Here is a 20,441-nt window from a genome sequence, read left to right as displayed (position 1 = left end):
TGGCAAAATACCGGTTGGCGGGGGTTTTGCGATGCGTCTTACCCACCGGCACAGGCGCAGGGCAATCCCCGCCAACCTCGTCAGTATCGCATGTTCGGATACGTCCATTTCTGATAGATGCCTTTCACGAAGCTGTACACGGCAATGTAGACGGGAAGCCGGGTCTCGTAGAGTTCACGTGGACTCACCTGGTCGAAGGTCATCACCGTAAAGGCCGTGCGCATATATCCGTTATAGGCAGGCAACCCACGGTTGAAGTAGTCATAGATGTGGTTCTCGTCATACAGCAACCCCTTCCCGCACACGACTTGTATGCCGCACCGATAGGCCCTTGCAAACGTGGCCGCGTGGTCAATCCAGTTCCAGTCCAGTGCCGTATTCCCGGAATAGTTGGGATGCAAAGCAATCACGTCGAAACCGAGGTCGGACCATTCGGTGGAATGGCCCGCACCGTAGTTGGTGAGCCACATGAATTGCCTGCCGAACGCACGCACCACCGTGCTCACCAAGGGCACAAAATCGACGTCCACATCCCCGATCACTTCCCGCGGCCAACGAAAGCCCCGCAAGCGGAGGGGTCCCTCCAGCCCGGATGTCATCCAGCGCGAGACAAACTGGCCTATCCACCAGTTGACGGCCGTCAGCCGGTGCACATTCCGCTGGAAGTCGAGCGCCAAGCCGTTCACCGCTCCAAAGTCGGACTGGCGCGCGTCGGGATACGGCAGCGTGATCCAGACATCCACGGGCATGCAGGGCACCGGCGACTGTTGCGCCACATCCTTCAGCGCGTGTAAATGAAAGCCGGGACGGAACAGTTCATCCAACCACTCTACCCAATCGGTCTCGTTCGACGCCGGTTCGAACCCCGTGAACACCGGGTTCAGAAAGCGACCGCTGAGCGCCCGATTCGGAGAAAAGACAAAAGCGCGAAACAGGGTGTCACAGGGACGGCCGTCTATCCAGTAAAACAGATGGTCCGCCAAGTCGGCGGCACTCCATCGGCGATACCCGCTGCGGAGGAGGTCGTCGCCGCACCTGAGATGAACGACCGGGCTCTCGTTGTCGTGAACGTTCCACGGAAGGTATGGGTTGGGGCTCGGTTTCTCCATCACGATGAACGCTCCTTCATGGCTGGTCTCGCTGGATTCACGACCTCACATCCACTTCGTTGGAAATCTCCCTGTACACGCGAAGCAACTGCTGCGCCACCACTTCAGCCGCATGGTGCCGTTCGGCGTACAGCCTTCCCTGTCTTCCTTTCTCCACGCGCAGCACCGGGTTCTGGATGAGTTCCTTCAGCGCATCGTACACCTGGTCCGGGTTGGCCGAAACAATCGGCGGAGTCTCCGGAAATGTCTTCACCAGGTCTTCCCGAATGTACCCGACCACGGGTTTGCCGAGGCTCATCGATTCCACCGCCAACAGGCCGTACGATCCGCACAGAATCTGATCCACCACGATGTCGGCACTGCGGTACAAAGCCAACGCCTCTTGGTTGCTGACGTTTTCCACTCGCTGGTACCTGAAACGCAGACCTTGCTCGCGGAGTGTCTCGATGGCCTCCTCGATGTACGCGGTGCCCTTGAAGAGGGGATTCGTGGGTGCGTGTACAATCAACGGCCGGTCCTCCTTCACTGAAGGAGGGCTAGGCTGGATCGAGCGAACATCCAATGCAATGGGCACGACGTGCACGCGTTTGTAGTAGGAAGCGACGTAAGCATAGACCTCGTGGTCCTGCACAATGGCGTGCCGGACATATCGTGTGATCTGCGTCAGCGTTTGGTGAATTTGCTCCGGCGGGGGTGAATCCCCCGTATACACGTACGGATTGTTGGCCGAAGCCAACGCGTGGGTCCGAACATCGTTTCCCCAGTGGTGCATCACCATCGGTTTTCCGAGGCGGAAAATCTCCGGCAGGTCCGCGAAGTCTGGAGCCATCGTCTGCCCGTAGTGAAAGTGAAACACGTCGAAGTGCTGGATGGCATCGCCCATCATCGCTTCGAGTTCGTACGGGTCGACGTTGTAAATGTGATCGCGGTACCCCAGATAACTGTGAAACGTGTTGTAGGCGGTCGACTCGATGCCCGCTCGCGCCAGTGCCTTTGTCAAGATCCCCATCTGACCCGCAATCTCGGTCGGACATTGGAGAACTCTCATGTCCGCGCACCCCCCTTCGAATCCCCGTTCTGGGCCTCGATCCCGCGGATGTACTGGTACAATGCGCGATACGCAGGCTCGGCTTGCTGACACCACTGGCCCACCACACCAAAAGGCAGTTCCAGCAGTTGAACCGCCTCGCGGATCCGGTTGCGAACGGCCTGCAGCACCTCGGTCAATGAATCAGGACACCTCGCTCCATCCCAGGCGAGGATCACCCCATGCCCGTGCTGTTCGGCAAATGCCGCCGCGGCGTCGATGCGGTGGATGCCGCGGGCGAGGAGTGGCCGGTTCAGGCACAGATCGAAACCGAGTTCACCCGCGCTGTCAGCGCCCTCCGTCCTGTCGTGATAACACCACATCAGCTTCAGTTGGTTTCGGTGGACCCACTCGGCGACCTCCCGGATCACGCCGTGATCCGCCGGCCACAACATGCTTCGCGTCCAGGCGAATCCGCGAAACACCACGCGGTGCGACGGCACGCGCCGCGACGTCCTCTGCCAGCGTCTGCAAACCTGTTCCATCCACCACACCACAGCCTCGGTTCTGTGCTCCGGGTTGCTCTGAAAGTTCAGTCGCTTGCCTCGGACCGTTCCGAATCCGGGTTGATTTTCGAACGGATACGGCAGGGCAATCCAAAGGTCAACCTGCCTCCCGGCAGGCAGCCGTTGCGAGGTCTGCAGCAAGGCTGGGACGTTCTGCTCCGGACGAAACAACTCCTCGACAACATCCAGCCAGGTCCTTGCCGTCGGAGGTTGACCAAATCCCATGGATCGGGGCGAGATCATTTCACCCCGACACGAGAGATCCGCTTCAAACAGGACGCCTTCGAAACATTGGTCCAGAACTTTACCGGACTGCACAAAGGCGAGACAGGGAAGGAGCTGGTCAACCCTCCAGCGCCGGCACCGGGGTGCCGAGGGGGAGCAGAGGATGCCACACCGGATCATGTGCGGTTGAACACCTGACTCCACCGCGGTCAGAAACGCCACGGACACTCCTCCCTTACTGCTTCTCCTGCAAGATTTCTTCGTAAATCCGAATGAGCCGTTGGACGACCACACCCGTATCGTGGTACTGCTCGGCGTACCGCCGCCCCTGCATGCCGAGCGCCCGCCTGCGGCCGGGATCGGAAATCAGGGCGGCCACGTTGACCTCCAGCGTATCTGGGTCGGCGGACACGATGGGAAGCGGGCCGGGATAGGTGGGGCGCAGGTCGTCCCGGATGTAGGCAATCACCGGTTTGCCCATCGCCATGGCTTCCACGCTCAGCAGACCGTACGTCCCGCACATCACTTGATCAATGACGATGTCCGCCCGTTCATACCAACTCATCGCCGCTTTGTGGTTCATCTTTTCAATGCGCTTGTATTCAAACCGATACCGGCTCCTGAGGTTGTCGATGGCCCTCTCCACGTAGCGGGTGCCTTTGAACTCGTCACTCGTCGGAGCGTGCACAATCAGCGGACAAGGATTGGACACATTCGGGTAGACGGGCTGGAGCGCTTTCGTGTCCACCACCAACGGCAACTCGTACACCCGCTTGTAGTAGGGAGCGATAAATTCATACAGTTCATGGTCCTGGATGATGGCGTGATCGATATACTGCGACAGCGTGGCCAGTTTGGCACGAATCTCGTCAGGCGTATGGTACGAAGGCGGCAACGGATACTTCAGTCTCCGATTGAGGGTTTCCACGTCGCGCACGTCGTTGCCCCAGTGATGCATGACCATGGGTTTTCCCAACGCCTTCAACATCGGCAGGTCACGATAGTCCGTCAACATCGTGTCTCCGTTGTGAAAATGAATGATATCGGCCGCTCTCACCAAGGGTTCAAACACGTGCATCAATTCATAGGCGTCGGTCTGGACAATCGGACTGTCGTATTGAAGGTAGGTATGAAACCAGTTGTATCCGTTCGCTGTCCAGCCAAAATTGCGCAGACCCTGGCAGAGCGTTCCCATCTGACCGGCAATTTCAATAGGAGCGTGCAGCACTGTAGGCACCGTCATTCACCTGCCGTTTCTTCTGGGATGATGGCAGCGGAACCTATGCTGTGGCCTGGCTCTGTCAGGATTCAGCGTTCGCCGAAAAACGGCGAATCGACTCGATGACGTGGTCCTGGTGGTCGGTTCTGAGCCACGGATACAGCGGCAACGACAGACAGTGTTCAGCGAGGTGCTCGGCGACCGGAAAATCCCCCGGTTGATATCCGAGTCCGCGCAGAGCGGGCTGCAGGTGCATCGGCAACGGATAGTACACCTGGGTCTCAATACCCTGCTTCGCCAGTGCGGCTTTGAGCGCGTCTCGCGGCTCCGTCACGATGGTGTACAGGTGATACACGTGCCGTACCTGTTCGGGAGTGACGGGTACCTGCAGCGGCAGGCCGCGAAGTCCTTCGTCGTAGCGCCGCGCCAAAGACCGCCGCCGCTCCGTCCATTCGTCCAACTTCCTCAGCTTCACCCGCAAGAGAGCGGCCTGAATTTCGTCCAAGCGGCTATTCCACCCCACCTCCTCATGCACGTATTTCTGCACACTCCCGTGAACGCGCAGGCGGCGCAGCCGCTGCGCCAGCCCTGCATCCTGCGTCAAAATCATGCCTCCGTCTCCACACCCGCCCAGGTTCTTGGTCGGGAAAAAGGACAGGGTCGCCGCGTTGCCGTAAAAACCGGGACCGTTTCCCTCCCAGGTCGCCCCAATCGCTTGGCACGCGTCCTCCAGGATGAGCAAGCGGTATGCCTTGGCCAGTTGGAGCAGCCCCGGCATATCCGCCATGAGCCCAAAGATGTGCACGGGGAGGATGGCCTTGGTCCTCCGGGTGATTCGCGCTTCGACGGTCTTTGCCGTGATGGTGAACGTGTGCGGGTCCACGTCGGCAAACACGGGAACCGCGCCGACCTGCAGAATGGCTTCGACGGTGGCGAAAAACGTGAAGGGGCTGGTGATGACCTCGTCCCCCTTGCCCACCCCGAGCGCGTACAGGGACAAGACCAAGGCGTCCGTCCCGTTTCCGACCGCCACACCGAACCGGGTGCCGCAATAGGCCGGGACTTCTTGCTCCAGCGCCGAGACTTCACTTCCCAAGATGTAGTGCCCACTGTTCAGGACGCGTTCCACAGCGGTCCGGAGCTCCTGTCTCACTTCCTCCGACGGGTCACTGAGATCCATGAACGGTACCTTCACCGGTCTTCCCCCTTGTTCACTGCCTCACCGTTCAGGCGGCGGACTCATGTCTGCGTCCCCGGCCGCCAGCCGCTTTCCCGTTCCGTGAGCGGGGACACCGACCACGACCACATGTGGAGGGACGTCACGCGTCACCACGGCCCCCGCTCCCACAATGGCTCCCGCCCCGACGCGCACCCCCGGGAGGAGCGTGGCGTTGTTCCCAATGCGCGCTCCCGTTTCGATGCAGGGACCGCGGTATGGGTAGGGGACCAGCCCCATGAACTTGTCGTTCGACGTGGACACCTCCGGTCCCACAAACACGTCGTCCTCCAAGACCGAATCCCCCGTGATGTACGCACCGGTCTGAATCACGACCCGTTTGCCGATGCGGGTATTCAGTTCAACCGTGGCACACCTGCCGATGACCGAATCGGCTCCGACGAAGACGCCTTCCCGAACCGATGCGAGATCTCCTACCAAGACACCGTCTTCCAGAACCGATCCGGCGGACAGGACGGCGCACGAACCGATGGCGGCATCCGCGCCGATACGCAGGGGCTCTGTGAGTTGCGGTTTTCTCTTGATGCGGCGATTCGTCATCGGTGGTTTCCCCAACACGCTGTTCGCCCCCACGGTGGTCCGGCTCCCAATCTCGGTACGTTCGTGAATGACGACGTTGTCGCCAATCTCGACGTCATCGCCAATCACGACATGGTCATGGATGACCACATGCCAGCCGATTCTGCACCGCTCCCCGACCCGCGCAGTCGGATGAATCACATATTCCTGCACGGCACCCACCTCCCATCCGTTCAGCTCCGGTGTTGGTTCAAGAACCATTCCCACGTGATTTTCAATCCGCTGTCCAACGTGTGAATCGGCTGCCAACCGGTCAAGGACCGCAGGGCTGTCGCGTCCATGACTCTTCGGTAGATGCCGTCCACTTTCCGCTTCTCGCGGTGTACGACCGGATGGCGGGGATTCCCGGTGGTGTTCATGACAAGCTGAGCGAGGGTGTTTACCGGCGTTTCAATGCCAGTCCCCACATTCAACACCCGGCCCGTGGTCCGTTCCGATACCCCTGCCAGGAGCGCGGCCTGAATGGCGTCGTCGACGAAGGTGAAATCCCGGGTTTGCGTACCGTCGCCATAGATGGTCAACGGCTCGCCGTCCAGGATTGCCTGCATGAATTTGGAGACCACTCCGCAGTACGGATTGGAACTCGTTTGACCAGGACCGTAGACATTGGAAAACCGAAGACACGTCACGGGCAGACCGAACGACCGGCCGTACGCCACGGCAAACAGCTCTCCGGCCAATTTGCTGGCTGCGTACGGAACGGACACGTCGTACGTTCCTTCCTTGATGGGCATTACCGGGCTGTTTCCATAGACGGACGCTGTCGACGCATACACCCATCTGCGGATTCGCCCGCGGTGCGCCAGACTGTTCAACAGCAGTTGCACGGTGCCGTGGGTGTTGACCAGGTAGTCGGATTCCGGTTGTTGAACGGACAAGACAATGTTCCTGGCGGCGAAGTGAAAGACGTAGTCGACGTCCGAGAGGAGTTCTCGGAGCAGACATCCGTCGCTCACCGAGCCCTTGATGAAGGTGACGTTCCTTGAGCTGGGCAGTGCTTCGGCCCGCCCCGTCGACAGGTCGTCCACCACCCAGACGTGGCCGGCATTGACCGCCAATCGTTCAACCAGCCGGCTCCCGAGAAAGCCGGCACCACCTGTCACGAGAATGTTGGCCCCTTCGTACACGCATGCTTCCTCCCTACGATGTGAACACGTTGTTCATCTGCAGCGTGGATACATCTTCCGCGGGCAGGCGAACCCCGCTTCGCCGCAGCGACGATGAGTAGACGCCGAAAATGGTCTCCAACGCGGGCAGCGCTTCCTTGCCGCTGACAAAGGGATCGCGATTCTCCGCAACCGCCTCGGAAAAATCCTTGTACAATCGCGCGTACGGATCGACGTCCACGAATTCCGGAACGGGCTCTTCCTCCACTTTCCAGGACGTGGGTTGCATCGTCTTTCCGGACAGTGTCAATGCGCCGCGCGTTCCGACCAGGGTCATGTATTCTTCCGAGTGGCCCTTCGGCGCGCAAACGGTGGCCGTGACGGCCGCGATTCCCCCGTCCGCCATCGCCACCACCGCCGCGGCCGTGTCCTCCGCCTCCATCGGTCTCAGCAACCGTTGAACCTGTCCCAGCACCGATACGGGGTTCCCCATGAACCAAAGCAAGAGATCGATGTCGTGAATCGCTTGATTCAACAGCACCCCCCCGTCCATCGCCCAGGTGCCGCGCCACGGAATCGATTGGTAATACTCGTCTGTCCGGTTGTAGGCCAGTGACACCGTGCCAAAGACAATCTGACCCAGCCTGCCGCTGGCCACCAAGGTCCGGATATGCTGCAGATGAGGGTAGAACCGCTTCTGGTGGCAGACGGCCAGTTTGCGTCCCGTCTCCACAGACAGCGCCACCAGGGACCTGGCCTCTCCCGTTGAGAGCGCCATCGGCTTTTCCAGAATGACGTGTTTTCCGGCCCTCAAGGCGGCCATCGCGATGGTCGCATGCAATCCGCTCGGCACGGTGATGGACACCGCGTCAATCCGGCTGTCCTCCAAGAGCAATCCGTAGGTACTGCACACCTGCACCGGATCCGTGTCCGCCCGGTCCGCCAGACGGCGGTACCTGTCCGCGAACTCCTCTGCGCGGCGGACTTCGGTGTCGCAGACAGCGCTCAGCCGGATACCGGGCACCTGCGCCAGCCCCTGAACGTGTTTCTCGCCAATGTATCCACAGCCAATGATGGCGACGTTCATGGGCACCACCTCAGCGCCGAACCCCCGTTAAACTGCGCCGACACATCAGCCATCCGGATGTCCGCGTCCGCGGCAACCGAAAGCGCATGAATCGATATCATGGCAAGATCCGCATCGAGACCCGTGACGCGCGGACCTGTCTTCGCAAACGGCATCGCCATCGGCGATCCGACGAAGCCGGGCCCGCCCTCATCTGCGTGTCCGACCGAATCCTGCGAACGCTCTGGATGCACTCTCCCTCTCCCCCTTCGTTTCGATGTTCAAGCCATCGTACGAGCCGATGAGGAGAGATGAGACCGACAAGGGGCCAATGTGGACAAATTGGACCCTATCTGCGGCGGATTCACGTCACTGGCATGCGATCTTCTCTGACGCCCTTCATGGGTTGGATTCATTCAAGGGGTATCGACGTGGAAGTTTTGTGGATTCACAAACCGTTTTCTGGGCCTCTTTGAGATGTATTGACCATCTGCATCCATGAGCCGTTTTCGGGTACATACGAGTACGAGACCTAGCGGAGGATATCAGGATGATGTTCACACCATCTTCCTGAAGGGGGATGCACATGGGAACCAAATTTGTCCGTGTCCGCAAGGATGGGCGCGGCAACATCACGCACCTGTTAACGAACGACGGCCGTGTGGTGTCCATTGACGAAGCACGCACGATGGCCCAGAATGGCGAAGTGGATTCGCTGTCCGACGTACACGCAGACGGCACCTGGGAGATCCGCGACGCGGCAGGATCAACCGAATACGCCGAAGGGAACAATCTTGATCAGCTCCCGGAGTTCTAGAAACAGGCAACCTGGTTCAAATCTGTGGCTGGACCGCGCTGTGGACTCTGCGCCCTGTTTCCGCGGACCTCGTCTGGCATCCCTCCTCAATCTGTCTCCCCACCATTTTGAAATGTTGCATGCACGTCCCCCACAGTCGACCAGTGTCCTGTTGGCCGGCGGAACGGGGGGCGAAGTCTGGATTCCAGAGTATACGAAGACCATTTCGAGACGGTGGGCTATCCCCCAATCCTACGGAAACCCCCCATGCAAAACCGCGTCATCTAAGTTAATCTGATAAAGAACAATTGCAATGACTTCCGCGTGACTGGATTCGGGCAAATTTCGCTTTGCCAAGACGAGACAGTTCAAAGTGGAGATCAACCCCGTCCATGTGCTCTCCGGGAAGGAACGAGAGGGGAAACCGATGTACAAGATTCGACCCATAGCGGCCACCGACGCTGAACCATACCTTGAACTCTGCCGTCGTCTGGATCGCGAAACATCGTTTATGCTCTATGAACCGGGCGAACGAACCACAACGATCGCTGAACAGCGGAAGCAAATCGAGTCGATATTGAAGACGGATAACCAAATGATTTTCGTGGCAGAGTCTGACCATCAGCTTGTCGGGCATTTGCAGGCATACGGTGGTCGGCTACGGCGAAATCGCCACACCGTGTATCTCGTGATCGGTGTGTTGCAGGCGTACGCCGGGCAGGGTATTGGCACCGCATTGTTCCAAACGATGGAGGAGTGGGCTCGCAGCGTTGGGGCACATCGACTCGAACTCACCGTGATGACACACAATGGGACGGCGATCGCTTTGTATCGCAAGATGGGCTTCGAGGTTGAAGGGATCGCACGGGAGACGCTGTTTGTCGATGGCAGGTATGTGGACGAATATTGGATGGCGAAATTACTTTAATATGTGCCAGGCGCCGATCCGGACCAATGTTCTTCGTTGCGTTGATCACCAACAGAGAGCGGGATCGAGCCGGACGGACGAATTCGGCCATTCAACTACATTCCGTCCCCGCCTCCTTGCACCTGCAAGGCGTGCCTCAAATACGCCTTCAGAGCCGTCAGTTGACCGCGCAGATTTATGGATTCGCGGCCAAGATGGAGAATGTGCAACGTCAATCCATCAATGAACGATAGCGTGGACTTTGCGATATCCTCAATGGGGAGTATCGGACGAAACTCCCCACTCTCTACTCCGTGCTGAAGGATGCTGACGTACATGTCGACCGTCTGTTGATAACGCTGTTTCGCCAACGCCCTTTTTTCTTCGTCTCTCCAGGAACCCATCAAGACTTCGTACACCACGGGACCGATGTCATGGGTGACGTTCGGCAGTTCGTGTTCCGCCATCTCGATGAATTCCTCAACGACTCCCCACATGGTCTCGTGCCTATCCACCATCTCCCGAATGCCAGCAAACAATTCTGCGTCGTTCTGCTCGAGGATGGCGTCAAAGATCTCCTCCTTGCTGGAAAAGTACATGTACACTCCGCCGCGGCTCATGCCCGATTCTTCAACGATATCGTGCATCGTCGCCTGGGCGAACCCCTTGCGTTTGAACACGCGCTTCGCCGCTTCGACGATTTCACGCTTCCGTTGCTCCTTGTGTTCCTCCGTTACTTTCGGCGACATATGAATCCCTCGGTTCAATCTTGTTCTTTATGGCGAGAATGACGAGTCCGAGCATCACCAGCGCGATGCCACATCCCAAGAATGCGCCGACGACGCCGCAAGTGGTCACCAGAATGCCTCCCACGACCGGTCCGAGAATCGTGGACAAGGTCATGACACTGTTCAGTGTACCAAACACCCGTCCCGTGAACTCAACCGGCGTCCGCTTCTGCATGGCGGCTTGAAATGGGATAAAGACCAATGCCGCACACGCGCCACCGACCAGAAACAGCGCAGGAAGAAGGGCCCACGCAAGTGTGATGCTCACGTGCGTGAAGTTGGCCGCGAATCCGTATACCACCCCAATCCCTGCCGATCCGCTTCCCAACGCAGCCATCACCGACCGAGTGGATCGCTGGCTCAGTACACCAGCACCAAGCAACATCCCAATCCCCGAGGCCGCCATGGCGATCGCGATGAACGTCGGCGACATGTGTGGAATCTGGCGCAACAGCACCGTCAGTTGAGAGTCCGCCACCATCACGGCAAGGAGAATGGCCCCGAGAACCAGTGTGCCGTACCAGAGGACGGCATCCTTCCGGATGAACTTGGTGCCCTCGACAAGCTGTTGCCACATCCGCTCTTTGCCCTGGCCGGTCTTCTGCTTTGACGCCCATCGCGACAATTGCGTGAGCAACAAGGCGGAGCATAAAAAGCTCATGGCATCGATGTAGAACGCCGTGTGGATTGAAAACACAGCGACCAAAACCCCAGATAGACGTCACCCATACGATGGAGAGGACGAGTCCCGCTCTCACCAAGTCTGACACAATCATGAGCGTCTTTCGCTCCATCCTGTCGGCAATGACGCCCGCGACCGGGCCCAACACAACCGCCGGTGCCGCGAATGCGAAAATGCAGAGCCCAATTTCCATCGGGGACGCGTTCCACTTGAGTCCCACCAGTGCCAGAAGTGCCAAGTAATCCAACCAATCCCCGAGACTTGAGATGACCTGAGCAAGGGTTAGGTACCGGTAATCCCTGAAATGAAATATCCCTGTCGCCGCCCGCTGATTCCCTATCAAGATTCCCACTCCCAGAACCGAATCAAAATAAACGACACATGTGTCGTTTATGAGAATAAGCGACATGTGTGTCGTTTTCAAGAGGGTGGCGGAGAATTTTTTATGAGAACGCGTCGACTTCCAATCAGTTCGGCAGCAAAGCCCCCATCCTCGTGGGAGGGGGTGTCTGTCGACTCTCTGCACTCCTTTGAGGATTTGGTTCGATCCCACCGTGTCGCCAACTTCCCCTTCACAGAGGTGCGTTGGAGGCTTCAACGTATCTCCCGCAACCACAACGCGGACAAGAATTGGACAGACGCGGCGATGCTGAATGGCAGGATGTACTCTCCCTCATCCAACATATGACCGAATGCCACAGGCCAGGCGCCCGTGGTCAGCGTCAGGACCAGTACCGAGGTCACGCGCTGCTGCCAGGAACGCGGCTGTCGTGGGCGAGCGGTCAGGACCAGGGAACGACTTCCTCGACTGCCCAGATTGAGGGACATGCACGCCGCATTGAGCACGGCAGCGAGCCAGAACCACGGTGCGAATGGCAGTGCGAGCACAAGCAAGGCGCCGTACAGTTGCGTGACCACCAATGATTTGACCTGACCCAACCGATTGGACAGGTGCGTATGGACCACGGCCATCACGCCGGTGGCCAGATAGGAGAGTGAAATGACGAGCCCAATCAGCGCCTCGTTCGCATGAAAGCGGGCGGAGAACCAGTAGGATGTCATGGTGCTGGAGAGCGCAACGGCAACGCTGTTGATGGGATTGACCAACGGATTGGGTGCGTGCGCCTGCTGCCCAGACGAAGTGTCCCGACGGCTGATGGACTGACCCTTGGACAAATGCCACGCGAGAACCGCATAACGGTAGGACAATTTTCCAACGAAGAGGATGAGAACCGCCAGAACAGGGACCAAAGGGCCTATCCTTTCAGCGCGCGGAAACCAACGATTCCAATGGGATGTCGTGACGGTCACAACGATAACAATGAGAGCCACCACCAGCAGATTCGAGCATGCACCGCGATTGTTCGAACGGCGTCCAGTGACGTCGGCACCGTCATGGTCCGACGATGGTTGTACGCTTCGGCGCTGCTTGCGTTCGCCACCCGATGCCAGATGAATGATCCATGAACATGCGAAGGACAGGACAGCCACGACGACGAACACGGGGCGATACGCGATGGCTCCCGAAAACCAAACTTTGAGGCCCGAGGGAAGTGCGGCAATCAGGGATCCGATACACATCCCCAGGTACCCCAGGGCCGCGTTCATGCCAAAGATGACACTGGTTGCGCGGGCATCACGCTGGCGCGTATAGGCCCGCAACCATGCCCGCTCGATGGGCGATGTGGGGCCGCCGGATCCACTGTGGCCGCGCCCGAAGCCAGCCAAGCTGGTGGCACAACAAATCGCAACTGGATTTGCCGTGACCGAGAGCACGAGCGCTGCAGCGCCGGACAACAGATGGAAGCTCATGATAAAACGCTTTGCACCGAGATATTGAGTGAGATCTCCAGAGAACACCGTCCACAGGCTCCGAAACACGCCGGAGACCGCGAGGACACCGCCGATGGCAAGTCCGTTCCATCCCAATGATTGGAGGTAGAGACTGACATCCACCACCGAAATCCCCTGACAGATGCTGTGCAACAGTGCAACGCACTGCAGCAATCGAACGGTGCGATGGCCTCCGAATCCAACGCGAATCCAGTTCATGGTGTACCCTCGTTCACATCGGTTGTTCGAATTCACCTTGGTAGCGTAACATGGGATTGTTGACATCCAGTGTCAGTGATTTCGTTGGGGAGGGTGAGCAGGCGGATGCGTGCGGATCGACTCCTGGCCATTCTGATGTATCTGCGAACCGAGGGGAAATTGACAGCGCGGGAACTTGCGCGGCGGGTTGAGGTGTCTGAACGAACCATCTATCGCGACATCGACGCACTGAGCGCCATCGGTGTGCCCATCGTCTCAGACGCAGGTGCCGGTGGTGGGTTTCAACTGGCCGAGGGATTTGAGTCCACCGTGGAGGCACTGACTCGCTCGATGAGCGACACAGAACTCGAGTCGCTGTTGATGAATTTGTGCAGCATGGGATTTCGCGATCTCGCAGGTGTGCTGCCTCTGCGTACCGTTTTCCTAAAATTGTTGCACACGCTGCCGCCGGACAAACAGAGGCAGGCCAGGTGGATTCAGAACAGCATTCACCTCGATCCCACCCCTTGGCATGCGGAATCCGGAAGTCCGGAATTCATCCGGATGGCGAAGCGGGCAATTGCCACGCAGTGCGTCGTTGAATTTGTCTACGAGTCCGCGCAGGGAATGACATCGTCTTGGCGTGTTCAACCGTATGGCCTCGTGTCGAAAGCGGGTTTGTGGTTTCTCGTCGCGACGGACGGAGACAACATGCGCGCGTTTCGAATCGCACGCATGCGGGATTTTCGGTTGACCACCGAGTCGTTTGTTCGGTCAAGTGCGTTCAATTTGCAGGCATTTTGGTCGGATTGGGTTCAAAAATACCATGGTCATCGAGCTTCTGAAGCCCCCGGTTCCTGACGATAGTCGGGGTTCAGCGCCGTTCATTTTGACCTTTTCGTCATCCGAATGCCGTTGACTCCGAGAGTGGATTGCGGATTTCCTGCCAGCACTCCCTCGCCCCAGGGAGCTCCTATGGCAAAAGAAAAGCGCCGTCTCTGACGGCGCCCTGAATTCTCGGTCCTTACACCACCACAGCATCCGCCGTGACCCCAAGTTGCTCCGAAAACTGTAAATCCACCCGAACCCGGTGTGGAGACACGGACTCCCGTTCCGCGACAAACTCCGCCACTGCGTCCACCAGGTCCTGCTGGCTCAGTGCCCGGTGCCGCCAGCCGCTGATTCTCGCGTCCGCCGCAAACCGGCCATTGTCAAACTGCAGGTCCACCTCGACCTGTTGCGGCGCGCAACCTTCCCGCCGCGCGACGTATTCGCAGCAGGCATCGACCATCGCTTGTTCGTCCAGATACATCGCCATACCAGCCCCCGAAGGATCCGTCACGCCCGGCGATACGGTTGCGAACACGCCCGCGCGCTTCCTTCGACGACGCCGTACCAGTGCCACAATCGCCAGCACCACGGCGGCCAACAAAATCAAGTCAAGGATCGTGCCGACCCATGACCACCCCGGAGCAGCCACAGCCATCCCCGCAGGTGTCGCCCCGATTCCCCCAGACGCGTATACCGGCGCTGCGGCGTACGGTGCCGACCATCCCCAGCCGAACGGGTGCAGCATGCTGCCCAACAACATCCCCGCTCCAAACGACGCCACGTGCCCGGTTGACAACGACGGCCTCTGCACAGCGCCAGACGTGTACCCGGAATTGGGCGTCCGGACGCTCGGTGACGGCGACTGGTACCCGGAATGATACGTGGAGCTCGAACGGGTCTTCGTACCGGCGCTCGAAGACGGAGTGGTGTACCCGGAGCGGTACGAAGAACTGGAACCCTCCGTCGCCCCGACGCTCGACCCCACTGCAGCCCGGCTCCCCGACACGGAGCCAGCACTTGGCGACGAACCGGCGTAGCTGGAGGGATACGCGGAACCGCTGCTTGACCCTCCGCTGCTGAACGCGGAAGAACTCGACACCCTCGACGAGTAGGTGCTTCCGCCTCGATAGGTGGCCGCGTGAGCAATCGTGGGCTGAACCAGCAACAGACAGGCGGCCATGGTCAAAATCCACCGGCGCATCTGCACGAAATCGCCCCTCCCTCACCGTGCATGATAGCACATCCCGCGAGCTTCGGATTCGGACATTCGTGGTGTTGCGCACCCCGCGACCGTCAAGCACTCAGCAAAGGACGAACGACCCGTAGCATCTTGTCTCTCTTGTAACTCCCAACAACAAAAAGAAGAACCCTTGAGATCCCAAGGGTTCTTCCGAGACTGGATATTCAGCTGGTGGGCCTAAGAGGACTCGAACCTCTGACCTCACGATTATCAGTCGTGCGCTCTAGCCAGCTGAGCTATAGGCCCTTGATTGGCGGAGCTGACGGGATTCGAACCCGCGGTCTCCAGCGTGACAGGCTGGCATGTTAGGCCTCTACACCACAGCTCCAGTTGGTTGCGGGGGCAGGACTCGAACCTGCGACCTTCGGGTTATGAGCCCGACGAGCTGCCAACTGCTCCACCCCGCGTCGCATCCCGTATAAGGGACGATTCAATTGTGGTGGGCGGTGGCAGGATCGAACTGCCGACCCCTCGCGTGTGAGGCGAGTGCTCTCCCGCTGAGCTAACCGCCCGCTGGTGACCCCAGGGGGACTCGAACCCCCGTTACCGCCGTGAAAGGGCGGTGTCTTAACCGCTTGACCATGGGGCCTCGTCGGCCGCGGCACGCATTTCCGGGAAACACCGCGGCAGGCGAACGCTGGCTCCCCGAGCAGGATTCGAACCTGCGACCCTCCGGTTAACAGCCGGATGCTCTACCGCTGAGCTATCGAGGATCGTGGTGGAGCTAAGCGGATTCGAACCGCTGGCCTCCAGAGTGCGATTCTGGCGCTCTCCCAACTGAGCTATAGCCCCACGCTGGTGCCGAAGGCCGGACTCGAACCGGCACGGTTTCCCGCACGATTTTGAGTCGTGTGCGTCTGCCAATTCCGCCACTTCGGCAACTTGGTGCGCCCGGAGAGATTCGAACTCCCGACCTCTTGATTCGTAGTCAAGCACTCTATCCAACTGAGCTACGGGCGCATGCTTTGTTGTTCTTTCCGTTGCCGCTCCGACTGTCGGGCTCGTTTGCCGTGCCAGCCGAGCGACAAGGCTTATTATACGGACCTGCCCTTCGGTTTGCAACACCTTTTTTCGAAGAAAATCATGGAAATTAGAAGGTCCTGCTCCGCGCCTGTTTTACCGCGAACCGGGGCGCGGCACATCCCTTTGACAAAGCAACGCCCTGCCGAAGCAGGGCGGTGGAGAACAATTGTTTAGCCGCTTGACATTATGGTATCCTGAAGAAGGAACCTTTCCCGTTCCGCGTCGCGCACCGTCAACGCAGCGGACCAGACAGATGTTGCTCGGCGAATGCCACGAGCCGCTTGGTGATCTCACCACCGACCGATCCGTTTTCCCGCGATGTGGTCTCACCGCCCAGGTTCACACCAAACTCGGTTGCGATTTCGTATTTCATCTGTGCCAACGCATTACCCACCTGCGGAGTTACGTACTGATTCCGGTTCGGCATCTTGGATCATCCTCCTTTTTGGTTGGGTGCAGTTGTAGTATCTGCGGCCCAATCGCCGATATACGTGTGACCACGCACATGAATCTCACCAAAAGGGGGTAACTGATGACATTGATCCCAACCTCTGTGACAGAAGGAGTCGGACATGCCGTGAACGTCAGACGAAAGCACCGGGTGAAGATGATTCAGCGCGTGATCGCGATGCTGGTGGGCGCCGCCCTGGCCGCGGTCGGCCTTGAGGAGTTCCTCATCCCCAACGACATCATCGACGGCGGGATCACCGGGATCTCCATCATCCTCGCCCATGTCACGGGCATTCGTCTGGGCGTCTTCCTCTTCGTGTTGAACCTGCCGTTTCTCATCGTCGGCTACCAGCAGATTGGTCGCACCTTCGCCTGGTCCACACTGTTCTCCATCGTCGTGTTGTCCGTCACGGCGACCTTACTGGTACCTGTTCCCGGCGTGACGGACGATCCGCTGCTGGCCACGGTGTTTGGCGGCATCATCGTAGGCATCGGGGTGGGGCTCGTCATCCGCAGCGGCGGATCGTCGGACGGAACCGAGGTGGTCGCGGTCGTTCTGAACCGCCGACTCCCTTGGTCCATCGGACAGTTGATCATGTTTATGAATATCTTTATCCTCGGCAGCGCCGGGTTCTTCTTCGGATGGAATCGTGCCATGTACTCCCTCATCGCCTACTTCATCGCCTTCAAGACCATCGACGTGGTCACGACAGGCTTCGAGGAGACCAAATCGGTCTGGATCATCAGCGACAAATACCGGGAAATCGGCGAAGCCATGCTTCACCGGCTCGGGCGCGGCGTCACCTATCTCCAAGGAGAGGGGGCGTTCACGGGAGACGACAAGAAGGTGTTGTTCAGCGTCATCTCCCGACTGGAGGAAGCGAAACTCAAATCCATCGTCGAAGACCTGGACGAGGACGCTTTCTTGGCCATCGCTCCCATCGCGGAGGTCCGCGGCGGCCGGTTCAAGAAAAAGAGCATCCACTGAGCCCTGCAGACCGAAATACAGGGTGCGGCCGTGCCAGCGGTCCGCACCCTGGTGTCACCCCCCTGGTGGATGGGCTCAATCCCGCAAAATACCCGGCGCGTCGAATACGTCGGACTGCTCCCGCAACGCAGCAGGCACCACGCGCGTCCGTGACGTGAGGGCGGCGATCTCCCCCGCGGACACCGCTCGTTTCCCGTTCCACAACCGATGCCCTTCCAGTTCCAGCAGCCGGGCTTTGATGTACAGCCCTCCGCTGTATCCCGTCAATGAGCCGTCGCTCCCAATGACGCGGTGGCACGGTACCACGATGGGCACAGGATTCGCTCCGTTGGCCGCCGCCACCGCCCGAACCGCCGTCGGCCGCCCGATGGCCCGGGCCACGTCGGCGTACGTCCAGACCTCTCCATACGGGATCTGCATCAACGTTTGCCACACCCGAGTCTGAAACGGGGTACCATGGGCGGCCAACGGCACCGTGAACGTGCGCCGCTCACCCCGCAGATACTCCAGCAGTTCCTCCCGACACCTCCGCGTCGCGTCCGGATCAAAAACGAGATCCGCCCCCGGATGGTGCCGTTGAATCCACATCTCCACGGCCTCAAACGCCTCACCAGGGACAGTGACACAACACAACTTGCCATCCTGGTGCACGACCAAGTACAGCGTCCAGTCTTCGTGTTCCACCCGTCCCCAGAACACGGTCTCCTTCAAGAGCGCCACGTCCGTCCCCTCCCATCGTCCTTCGATGTCGACTTGTCCTCAGTGTAAACCACCCGCACGCCACTGTGGATGACGCAGAGGAGAAGTCCATCACTCCTTGCGAACCAAAAAGGGACGTCGATGCGGGAGCAGCGCGTCATCGTACGCCAAAATGGAATGTGCCTCGAATGGAATATCCGCTTCTGACGTAGGACTGGTTTCCTATTCTTCATTGTCCAAGCATGCATATGGTAACCATACCTCACAGCAAGGGGGGTGCTGGTCCATGTACGACGGCGGCGTGTTTGGCGGTGTCACCCGTTGGGCGGTGGTGTTTCTGATTATCTTCGTGCTGTTCATTCTGCTCGTACCAGGCGGTGGGTACTGACCCGGCCCATGAACAACCTTTGTCGCATCGACCATCCCCTGGACCCGCTTCTGCGGGTCCTTCTTTCGCTGTGTTCACACTTGATGTTGTTTTTCGGTATATCATTTAGAAAAAGGGGTGAGCGTGTGAAACACTATCAAATCCGTCCGGCAGAATTCGGTGACACGGATTCCATTGCGTCCGTTGCCATGGAATCGTGGAGACACACGTACCAATCCATTTACCCTGAGGACATCATCCATCAATTCGTCACGACCGCCTATTCGGTGGAAAACTTGACGGGGTCCATCGCCAGGGACCACAAACGAACCCATCCGCTTTTCCACGTGGCCACGGACTCCAATGGCGAAGTCATCGCCTTTTCGCAGGTCGTCCCACATCCGAACCGTGACACGTCCTTTGAGCTCGTTCGGATATACGCAGTACCACGAGCTCACGGCACGGGGGTTGGTTCGGCATTCCTCCATCACCTGTTGCAAACCGTCCCATGTCTCCACGAGTTGACCGCATGGGTTGAACGAGAAAACACCATTGGGAGACGCTTCTATGAACGGCATGCATTTCAAATTATAGACGAGAAAGAAGATGACTTCTTGGGATACAAGACGCACCTTCTCCGATACGCCTTCCACCGCCATCACGACTGATACCACGACTGAAACGGCAACCGTCGCCTGAAGGACATGACGACACGCCGGCCACAGACACGAGGGTGAACCCGGTCCCATCCAAGCGGACCCCCATTACTCGCTCGCACGCCATACATCCCGTCCACCCTCATGACCACTCCGCAGGTCCGGATGGCGGACCCGTTCTGGACCGCCGCGCCGCGCTTCGCATTCTTTGCACACGCCGAGGGGGTGATCGACACCGTCCAGTCTGGTGAATCCGGTCGTGAAGATTCGAGCCATATCGTCCTTGTCACGAAAGCGACGACAAGAAATACACATGGCTGTATTCATGGATCATCCCGCCTTCCACCACCCCTATGTCACAGAGACGATGGTGCAGCACATTGGGTTGGTCACCGTTACAACGTGCATGTACCCTATGCCTCAGACTTCGCGACGGCTCGAATCAGTTGTCCCGGATGTCTTTCCACCAAGGCCTCTGGCGGATACTTTCTGCAAATCTCCTCCCCTCTGTGGATCAGTTCGTCTATCAAATCCTGTCGAGCACGCCACGGAAGAGAAGCGGTTTGTTCTTCAAACGCATTCACGATGTTGACGATAAATTCGACGACAATATGAGGCGAATGGTAGTGTACTTCACCCTCACCATTCACAATGAAAATGTCTTCGAAATACGGCTGCATGGCCGCCGGAACGGTCTCCGGCCCGGGCAGGGCATCCGGATGGGTGGCTTGTGTCCCCAGCTTCAACAGGGGTTGGTAGTGTCCCGTCAAGTGGTGTAATTTCACCGTTTGTGTCTAATTTGTGACGTCGCTGGCTTTGCCCCGTTGGGGGGATTATATCGACCGTCGT

The 20,441-nt window shown here is 58.8% G+C and carries 20 protein-coding genes and 9 tRNA genes; 5 read left to right on the top strand and 24 right to left on the bottom strand.

All coding sequences use genetic code 11. From position 1 onward, the window contains the following. Window positions 1-80: 80 nt before the first annotated feature. Genes BM357_RS14730 through BM357_RS14695 form a run of 8 tightly spaced genes read right to left on the bottom strand, consistent with a single transcriptional unit; the run spans window position 81 to window position 8,155 of the window. Window positions 81-1,109 carry a DUF4855 domain-containing protein gene (locus BM357_RS14730; protein WP_074955109.1) on the bottom strand — a complete coding sequence of 343 codons (1,029 nt, stop codon included), beginning with the start codon at window positions 1,107-1,109 and terminating at the stop codon, window positions 81-83. 37 nt (window positions 1,110-1,146) lie between these two features. Next, entirely contained in the window at window positions 1,147-2,157 is a 1,011-nt protein-coding gene (locus BM357_RS14725) for a glycosyltransferase family 4 protein (protein WP_074955106.1), read from the bottom strand. Then, on the bottom strand, window positions 2,154-3,107 hold the full coding sequence (locus BM357_RS14720; RefSeq protein ID WP_245784030.1) for a DUF4855 domain-containing protein: 954 nt from the start codon (window positions 3,105-3,107) through the stop codon (window positions 2,154-2,156). The genes BM357_RS14725 and BM357_RS14720 overlap by 4 nt, the downstream gene beginning before the upstream one ends. 55 nt (window positions 3,108-3,162) lie before the next feature. Further along, entirely contained in the window at window positions 3,163-4,170 is a 1,008-nt protein-coding gene (locus BM357_RS14715) for a glycosyltransferase (RefSeq protein ID WP_074955100.1), read from the bottom strand. Window positions 4,171-4,228: 58 nt separating this feature from the next. After that, window positions 4,229-5,341, bottom strand: a complete 1,113-nt coding sequence (locus BM357_RS14710) for a DegT/DnrJ/EryC1/StrS family aminotransferase (RefSeq protein WP_074955097.1) — start codon at window positions 5,339-5,341, stop codon at window positions 4,229-4,231. Between the two features lie 24 nt (window positions 5,342-5,365). Next, entirely contained in the window at window positions 5,366-6,115 is a 750-nt protein-coding gene (locus BM357_RS14705) for a DapH/DapD/GlmU-related protein (protein WP_245784022.1), read from the bottom strand. A gap of 20 nt (window positions 6,116-6,135) precedes the next feature. After that, complete coding sequence (locus BM357_RS14700) at window positions 6,136-7,089, bottom strand: NAD-dependent epimerase/dehydratase family protein (RefSeq protein WP_074955094.1); 954 nt, start codon at window positions 7,087-7,089, stop codon at window positions 6,136-6,138. Between the two features lie 13 nt (window positions 7,090-7,102). Further along, complete coding sequence (locus tag BM357_RS14695; RefSeq protein ID WP_074955091.1) at window positions 7,103-8,155, bottom strand: Gfo/Idh/MocA family protein; 1,053 nt, start codon at window positions 8,153-8,155, stop codon at window positions 7,103-7,105. A 565-nt stretch (window positions 8,156-8,720) separates the two neighbouring features. Between BM357_RS14695 and BM357_RS14685 the strand changes: the two genes are divergently transcribed. Continuing rightward, window positions 8,721-8,951 carry a DUF3892 domain-containing protein gene (locus BM357_RS14685; protein ID WP_074955086.1) on the top strand — a complete coding sequence of 77 codons (231 nt, stop codon included), beginning with the start codon at window positions 8,721-8,723 and terminating at the stop codon, window positions 8,949-8,951. A 406-nt stretch (window positions 8,952-9,357) separates the two neighbouring features. After that, complete coding sequence (locus tag BM357_RS14680; RefSeq protein WP_074955205.1) at window positions 9,358-9,858, top strand: GNAT family N-acetyltransferase; 501 nt, start codon at window positions 9,358-9,360, stop codon at window positions 9,856-9,858. Window positions 9,859-9,953: 95 nt separating this feature from the next. Here the strand turns inward: BM357_RS14680 and BM357_RS14675 are convergent, their stop codons facing one another. The 3 genes from BM357_RS14675 to BM357_RS14660 all read right to left on the bottom strand — a co-directional run bounded on the left by BM357_RS14675 (window position 9,954) and on the right by BM357_RS14660 (window position 13,359). Further along, window positions 9,954-10,586, bottom strand: a complete 633-nt coding sequence (locus BM357_RS14675; protein WP_074955083.1) for a TetR family transcriptional regulator — start codon at window positions 10,584-10,586, stop codon at window positions 9,954-9,956. Then, entirely contained in the window at window positions 10,540-11,331 is a 792-nt protein-coding gene (locus BM357_RS14670; protein WP_074955080.1) for an MFS transporter, read from the bottom strand. The genes BM357_RS14675 and BM357_RS14670 overlap by 47 nt, the downstream gene beginning before the upstream one ends. 570 nt (window positions 11,332-11,901) lie before the next feature. Then, window positions 11,902-13,359: an MFS transporter gene (locus BM357_RS14660; RefSeq protein ID WP_074955077.1), complete on the bottom strand. Its 1,458-nt coding sequence runs from the start codon at window positions 13,357-13,359 to the stop codon at window positions 11,902-11,904. A 93-nt stretch (window positions 13,360-13,452) separates the two neighbouring features. Here BM357_RS14660 and BM357_RS14655 point away from each other — a divergent pair, with 93 nt between their 5' ends. Continuing rightward, window positions 13,453-14,199 (top strand): helix-turn-helix transcriptional regulator, encoded by a 747-nt coding sequence (locus tag BM357_RS14655; RefSeq protein WP_139234741.1) that lies wholly within the window; start codon window positions 13,453-13,455, stop codon window positions 14,197-14,199. Between the two features lie 163 nt (window positions 14,200-14,362). Here BM357_RS14655 and BM357_RS19460 read toward each other — a convergent pair whose 3' ends face one another. The 11 genes from BM357_RS19460 to BM357_RS14595 form a co-directional block, all read right to left on the bottom strand. Further along, window positions 14,363-15,370 carry a DUF2653 family protein gene (locus tag BM357_RS19460; protein ID WP_245784029.1) on the bottom strand — a complete coding sequence of 336 codons (1,008 nt, stop codon included), beginning with the start codon at window positions 15,368-15,370 and terminating at the stop codon, window positions 14,363-14,365. 208 nt (window positions 15,371-15,578) lie between these two features. Beyond that, window positions 15,579-15,655, bottom strand: a tRNA-Ile gene (locus BM357_RS14640). A gap of 5 nt (window positions 15,656-15,660) precedes the next feature. Beyond that, window positions 15,661-15,737 (bottom strand) — tRNA-Asp (locus tag BM357_RS14635). A 3-nt stretch (window positions 15,738-15,740) separates the two neighbouring features. Continuing rightward, a tRNA-Met gene (locus BM357_RS14630) sits at window positions 15,741-15,816 on the bottom strand. 30 nt (window positions 15,817-15,846) lie between these two features. Next, a tRNA-Val gene (locus BM357_RS14625) sits at window positions 15,847-15,921 on the bottom strand. Window positions 15,922-15,923: 2 nt separating this feature from the next. After that, window positions 15,924-15,998: transfer RNA gene (locus tag BM357_RS14620), tRNA-Glu, on the bottom strand. Window positions 15,999-16,047: 49 nt separating this feature from the next. Then, a tRNA-Asn gene (locus BM357_RS14615) sits at window positions 16,048-16,122 on the bottom strand. Between the two features lie 3 nt (window positions 16,123-16,125). Next, window positions 16,126-16,201: transfer RNA gene (locus tag BM357_RS14610), tRNA-Ala, on the bottom strand. 4 nt (window positions 16,202-16,205) lie between these two features. Beyond that, window positions 16,206-16,288, bottom strand: a tRNA-Leu gene (locus BM357_RS14605). Window positions 16,289-16,292: 4 nt separating this feature from the next. Next, window positions 16,293-16,369 (bottom strand) — tRNA-Arg (locus tag BM357_RS14600). A 295-nt stretch (window positions 16,370-16,664) separates the two neighbouring features. Continuing rightward, on the bottom strand, window positions 16,665-16,859 hold the full coding sequence (locus tag BM357_RS14595; protein WP_074955065.1) for an alpha/beta-type small acid-soluble spore protein: 195 nt from the start codon (window positions 16,857-16,859) through the stop codon (window positions 16,665-16,667). A 180-nt stretch (window positions 16,860-17,039) separates the two neighbouring features. On the opposite strand from BM357_RS14595, the gene BM357_RS14590 reads away from it, so the two are divergent. Continuing rightward, complete coding sequence (locus tag BM357_RS14590; protein WP_245784028.1) at window positions 17,040-17,870, top strand: YitT family protein; 831 nt, start codon at window positions 17,040-17,042, stop codon at window positions 17,868-17,870. A gap of 75 nt (window positions 17,871-17,945) precedes the next feature. Here BM357_RS14590 and BM357_RS20505 read toward each other — a convergent pair whose 3' ends face one another. After that, window positions 17,946-18,590, bottom strand: coding sequence for a methylated-DNA--[protein]-cysteine S-methyltransferase (locus tag BM357_RS20505; RefSeq protein WP_074955059.1), 645 nt, complete (start codon window positions 18,588-18,590; stop codon window positions 17,946-17,948). Window positions 18,591-18,965: 375 nt separating this feature from the next. Between BM357_RS20505 and BM357_RS20750 the strand changes: the two genes are divergently transcribed. After that, a complete protein-coding gene (locus tag BM357_RS20750) occupies window positions 18,966-19,604 on the top strand; it encodes a GNAT family N-acetyltransferase (RefSeq protein WP_083430560.1) in 639 nt (212 codons plus the stop codon). 401 nt (window positions 19,605-20,005) lie between these two features. Here the strand turns inward: BM357_RS20750 and BM357_RS19455 are convergent, their stop codons facing one another. Further along, entirely contained in the window at window positions 20,006-20,362 is a 357-nt protein-coding gene (locus BM357_RS19455; RefSeq protein ID WP_139234739.1) for a hypothetical protein, read from the bottom strand. Between the last annotated feature and the right edge of the window lie 79 nt (window positions 20,363-20,441).

The sequence above is a fragment of the Paenalicyclobacillus macrosporangiidus genome (genome assembly GCF_900116805.1).
Classification (GTDB): Bacteria; Bacillota; Bacilli; order Alicyclobacillales; family Alicyclobacillaceae; genus Alicyclobacillus_H; species Alicyclobacillus_H macrosporangiidus.
Note: the sequence above shows the minus strand (reverse complement) of the source record. Positions and strands in the feature narration are given on the sequence as shown.

Excerpts from the sequence above, each read along its gene's own strand:
- BM357_RS19460 (WP_245784029.1), bottom strand. The coding sequence starts at position 15,370 with ATGCGCCGGTGGATTTTGACCATGGCCGCCTGTCTGTTGCTGGTTCAG.
- BM357_RS14685 (WP_074955086.1), top strand. The coding sequence starts at position 8,721 with ATGGGAACCAAATTTGTCCGTGTCCGCAAGGATGGGCGCGGCAACATC.
- BM357_RS14695 (WP_074955091.1), bottom strand. The coding sequence starts at position 8,155 with ATGAACGTCGCCATCATTGGCTGTGGATACATTGGCGAGAAACACGTT.
- BM357_RS14715 (WP_074955100.1), bottom strand. The coding sequence starts at position 4,170 with ATGACGGTGCCTACAGTGCTGCACGCTCCTATTGAAATTGCCGGTCAG.
- BM357_RS14590 (WP_245784028.1), top strand. The coding sequence starts at position 17,040 with ATGATTCAGCGCGTGATCGCGATGCTGGTGGGCGCCGCCCTGGCCGCG.
- BM357_RS14660 (WP_074955077.1), bottom strand. The coding sequence starts at position 13,359 with ATGAACTGGATTCGCGTTGGATTCGGAGGCCATCGCACCGTTCGATTG.
- BM357_RS20750 (WP_083430560.1), top strand. The coding sequence starts at position 18,966 with ATGAACAACCTTTGTCGCATCGACCATCCCCTGGACCCGCTTCTGCGG.
- BM357_RS14675 (WP_074955083.1), bottom strand. The coding sequence starts at position 10,586 with ATGTCGCCGAAAGTAACGGAGGAACACAAGGAGCAACGGAAGCGTGAA.
- BM357_RS14720 (WP_245784030.1), bottom strand. The coding sequence starts at position 3,107 with ATGATCCGGTGTGGCATCCTCTGCTCCCCCTCGGCACCCCGGTGCCGG.
- BM357_RS14730 (WP_074955109.1), bottom strand. The coding sequence starts at position 1,109 with ATGGAGAAACCGAGCCCCAACCCATACCTTCCGTGGAACGTTCACGAC.
- BM357_RS14680 (WP_074955205.1), top strand. The coding sequence starts at position 9,358 with ATGTACAAGATTCGACCCATAGCGGCCACCGACGCTGAACCATACCTT.
- BM357_RS14595 (WP_074955065.1), bottom strand. The coding sequence starts at position 16,859 with ATGCCGAACCGGAATCAGTACGTAACTCCGCAGGTGGGTAATGCGTTG.
- BM357_RS14725 (WP_074955106.1), bottom strand. The coding sequence starts at position 2,157 with ATGAGAGTTCTCCAATGTCCGACCGAGATTGCGGGTCAGATGGGGATC.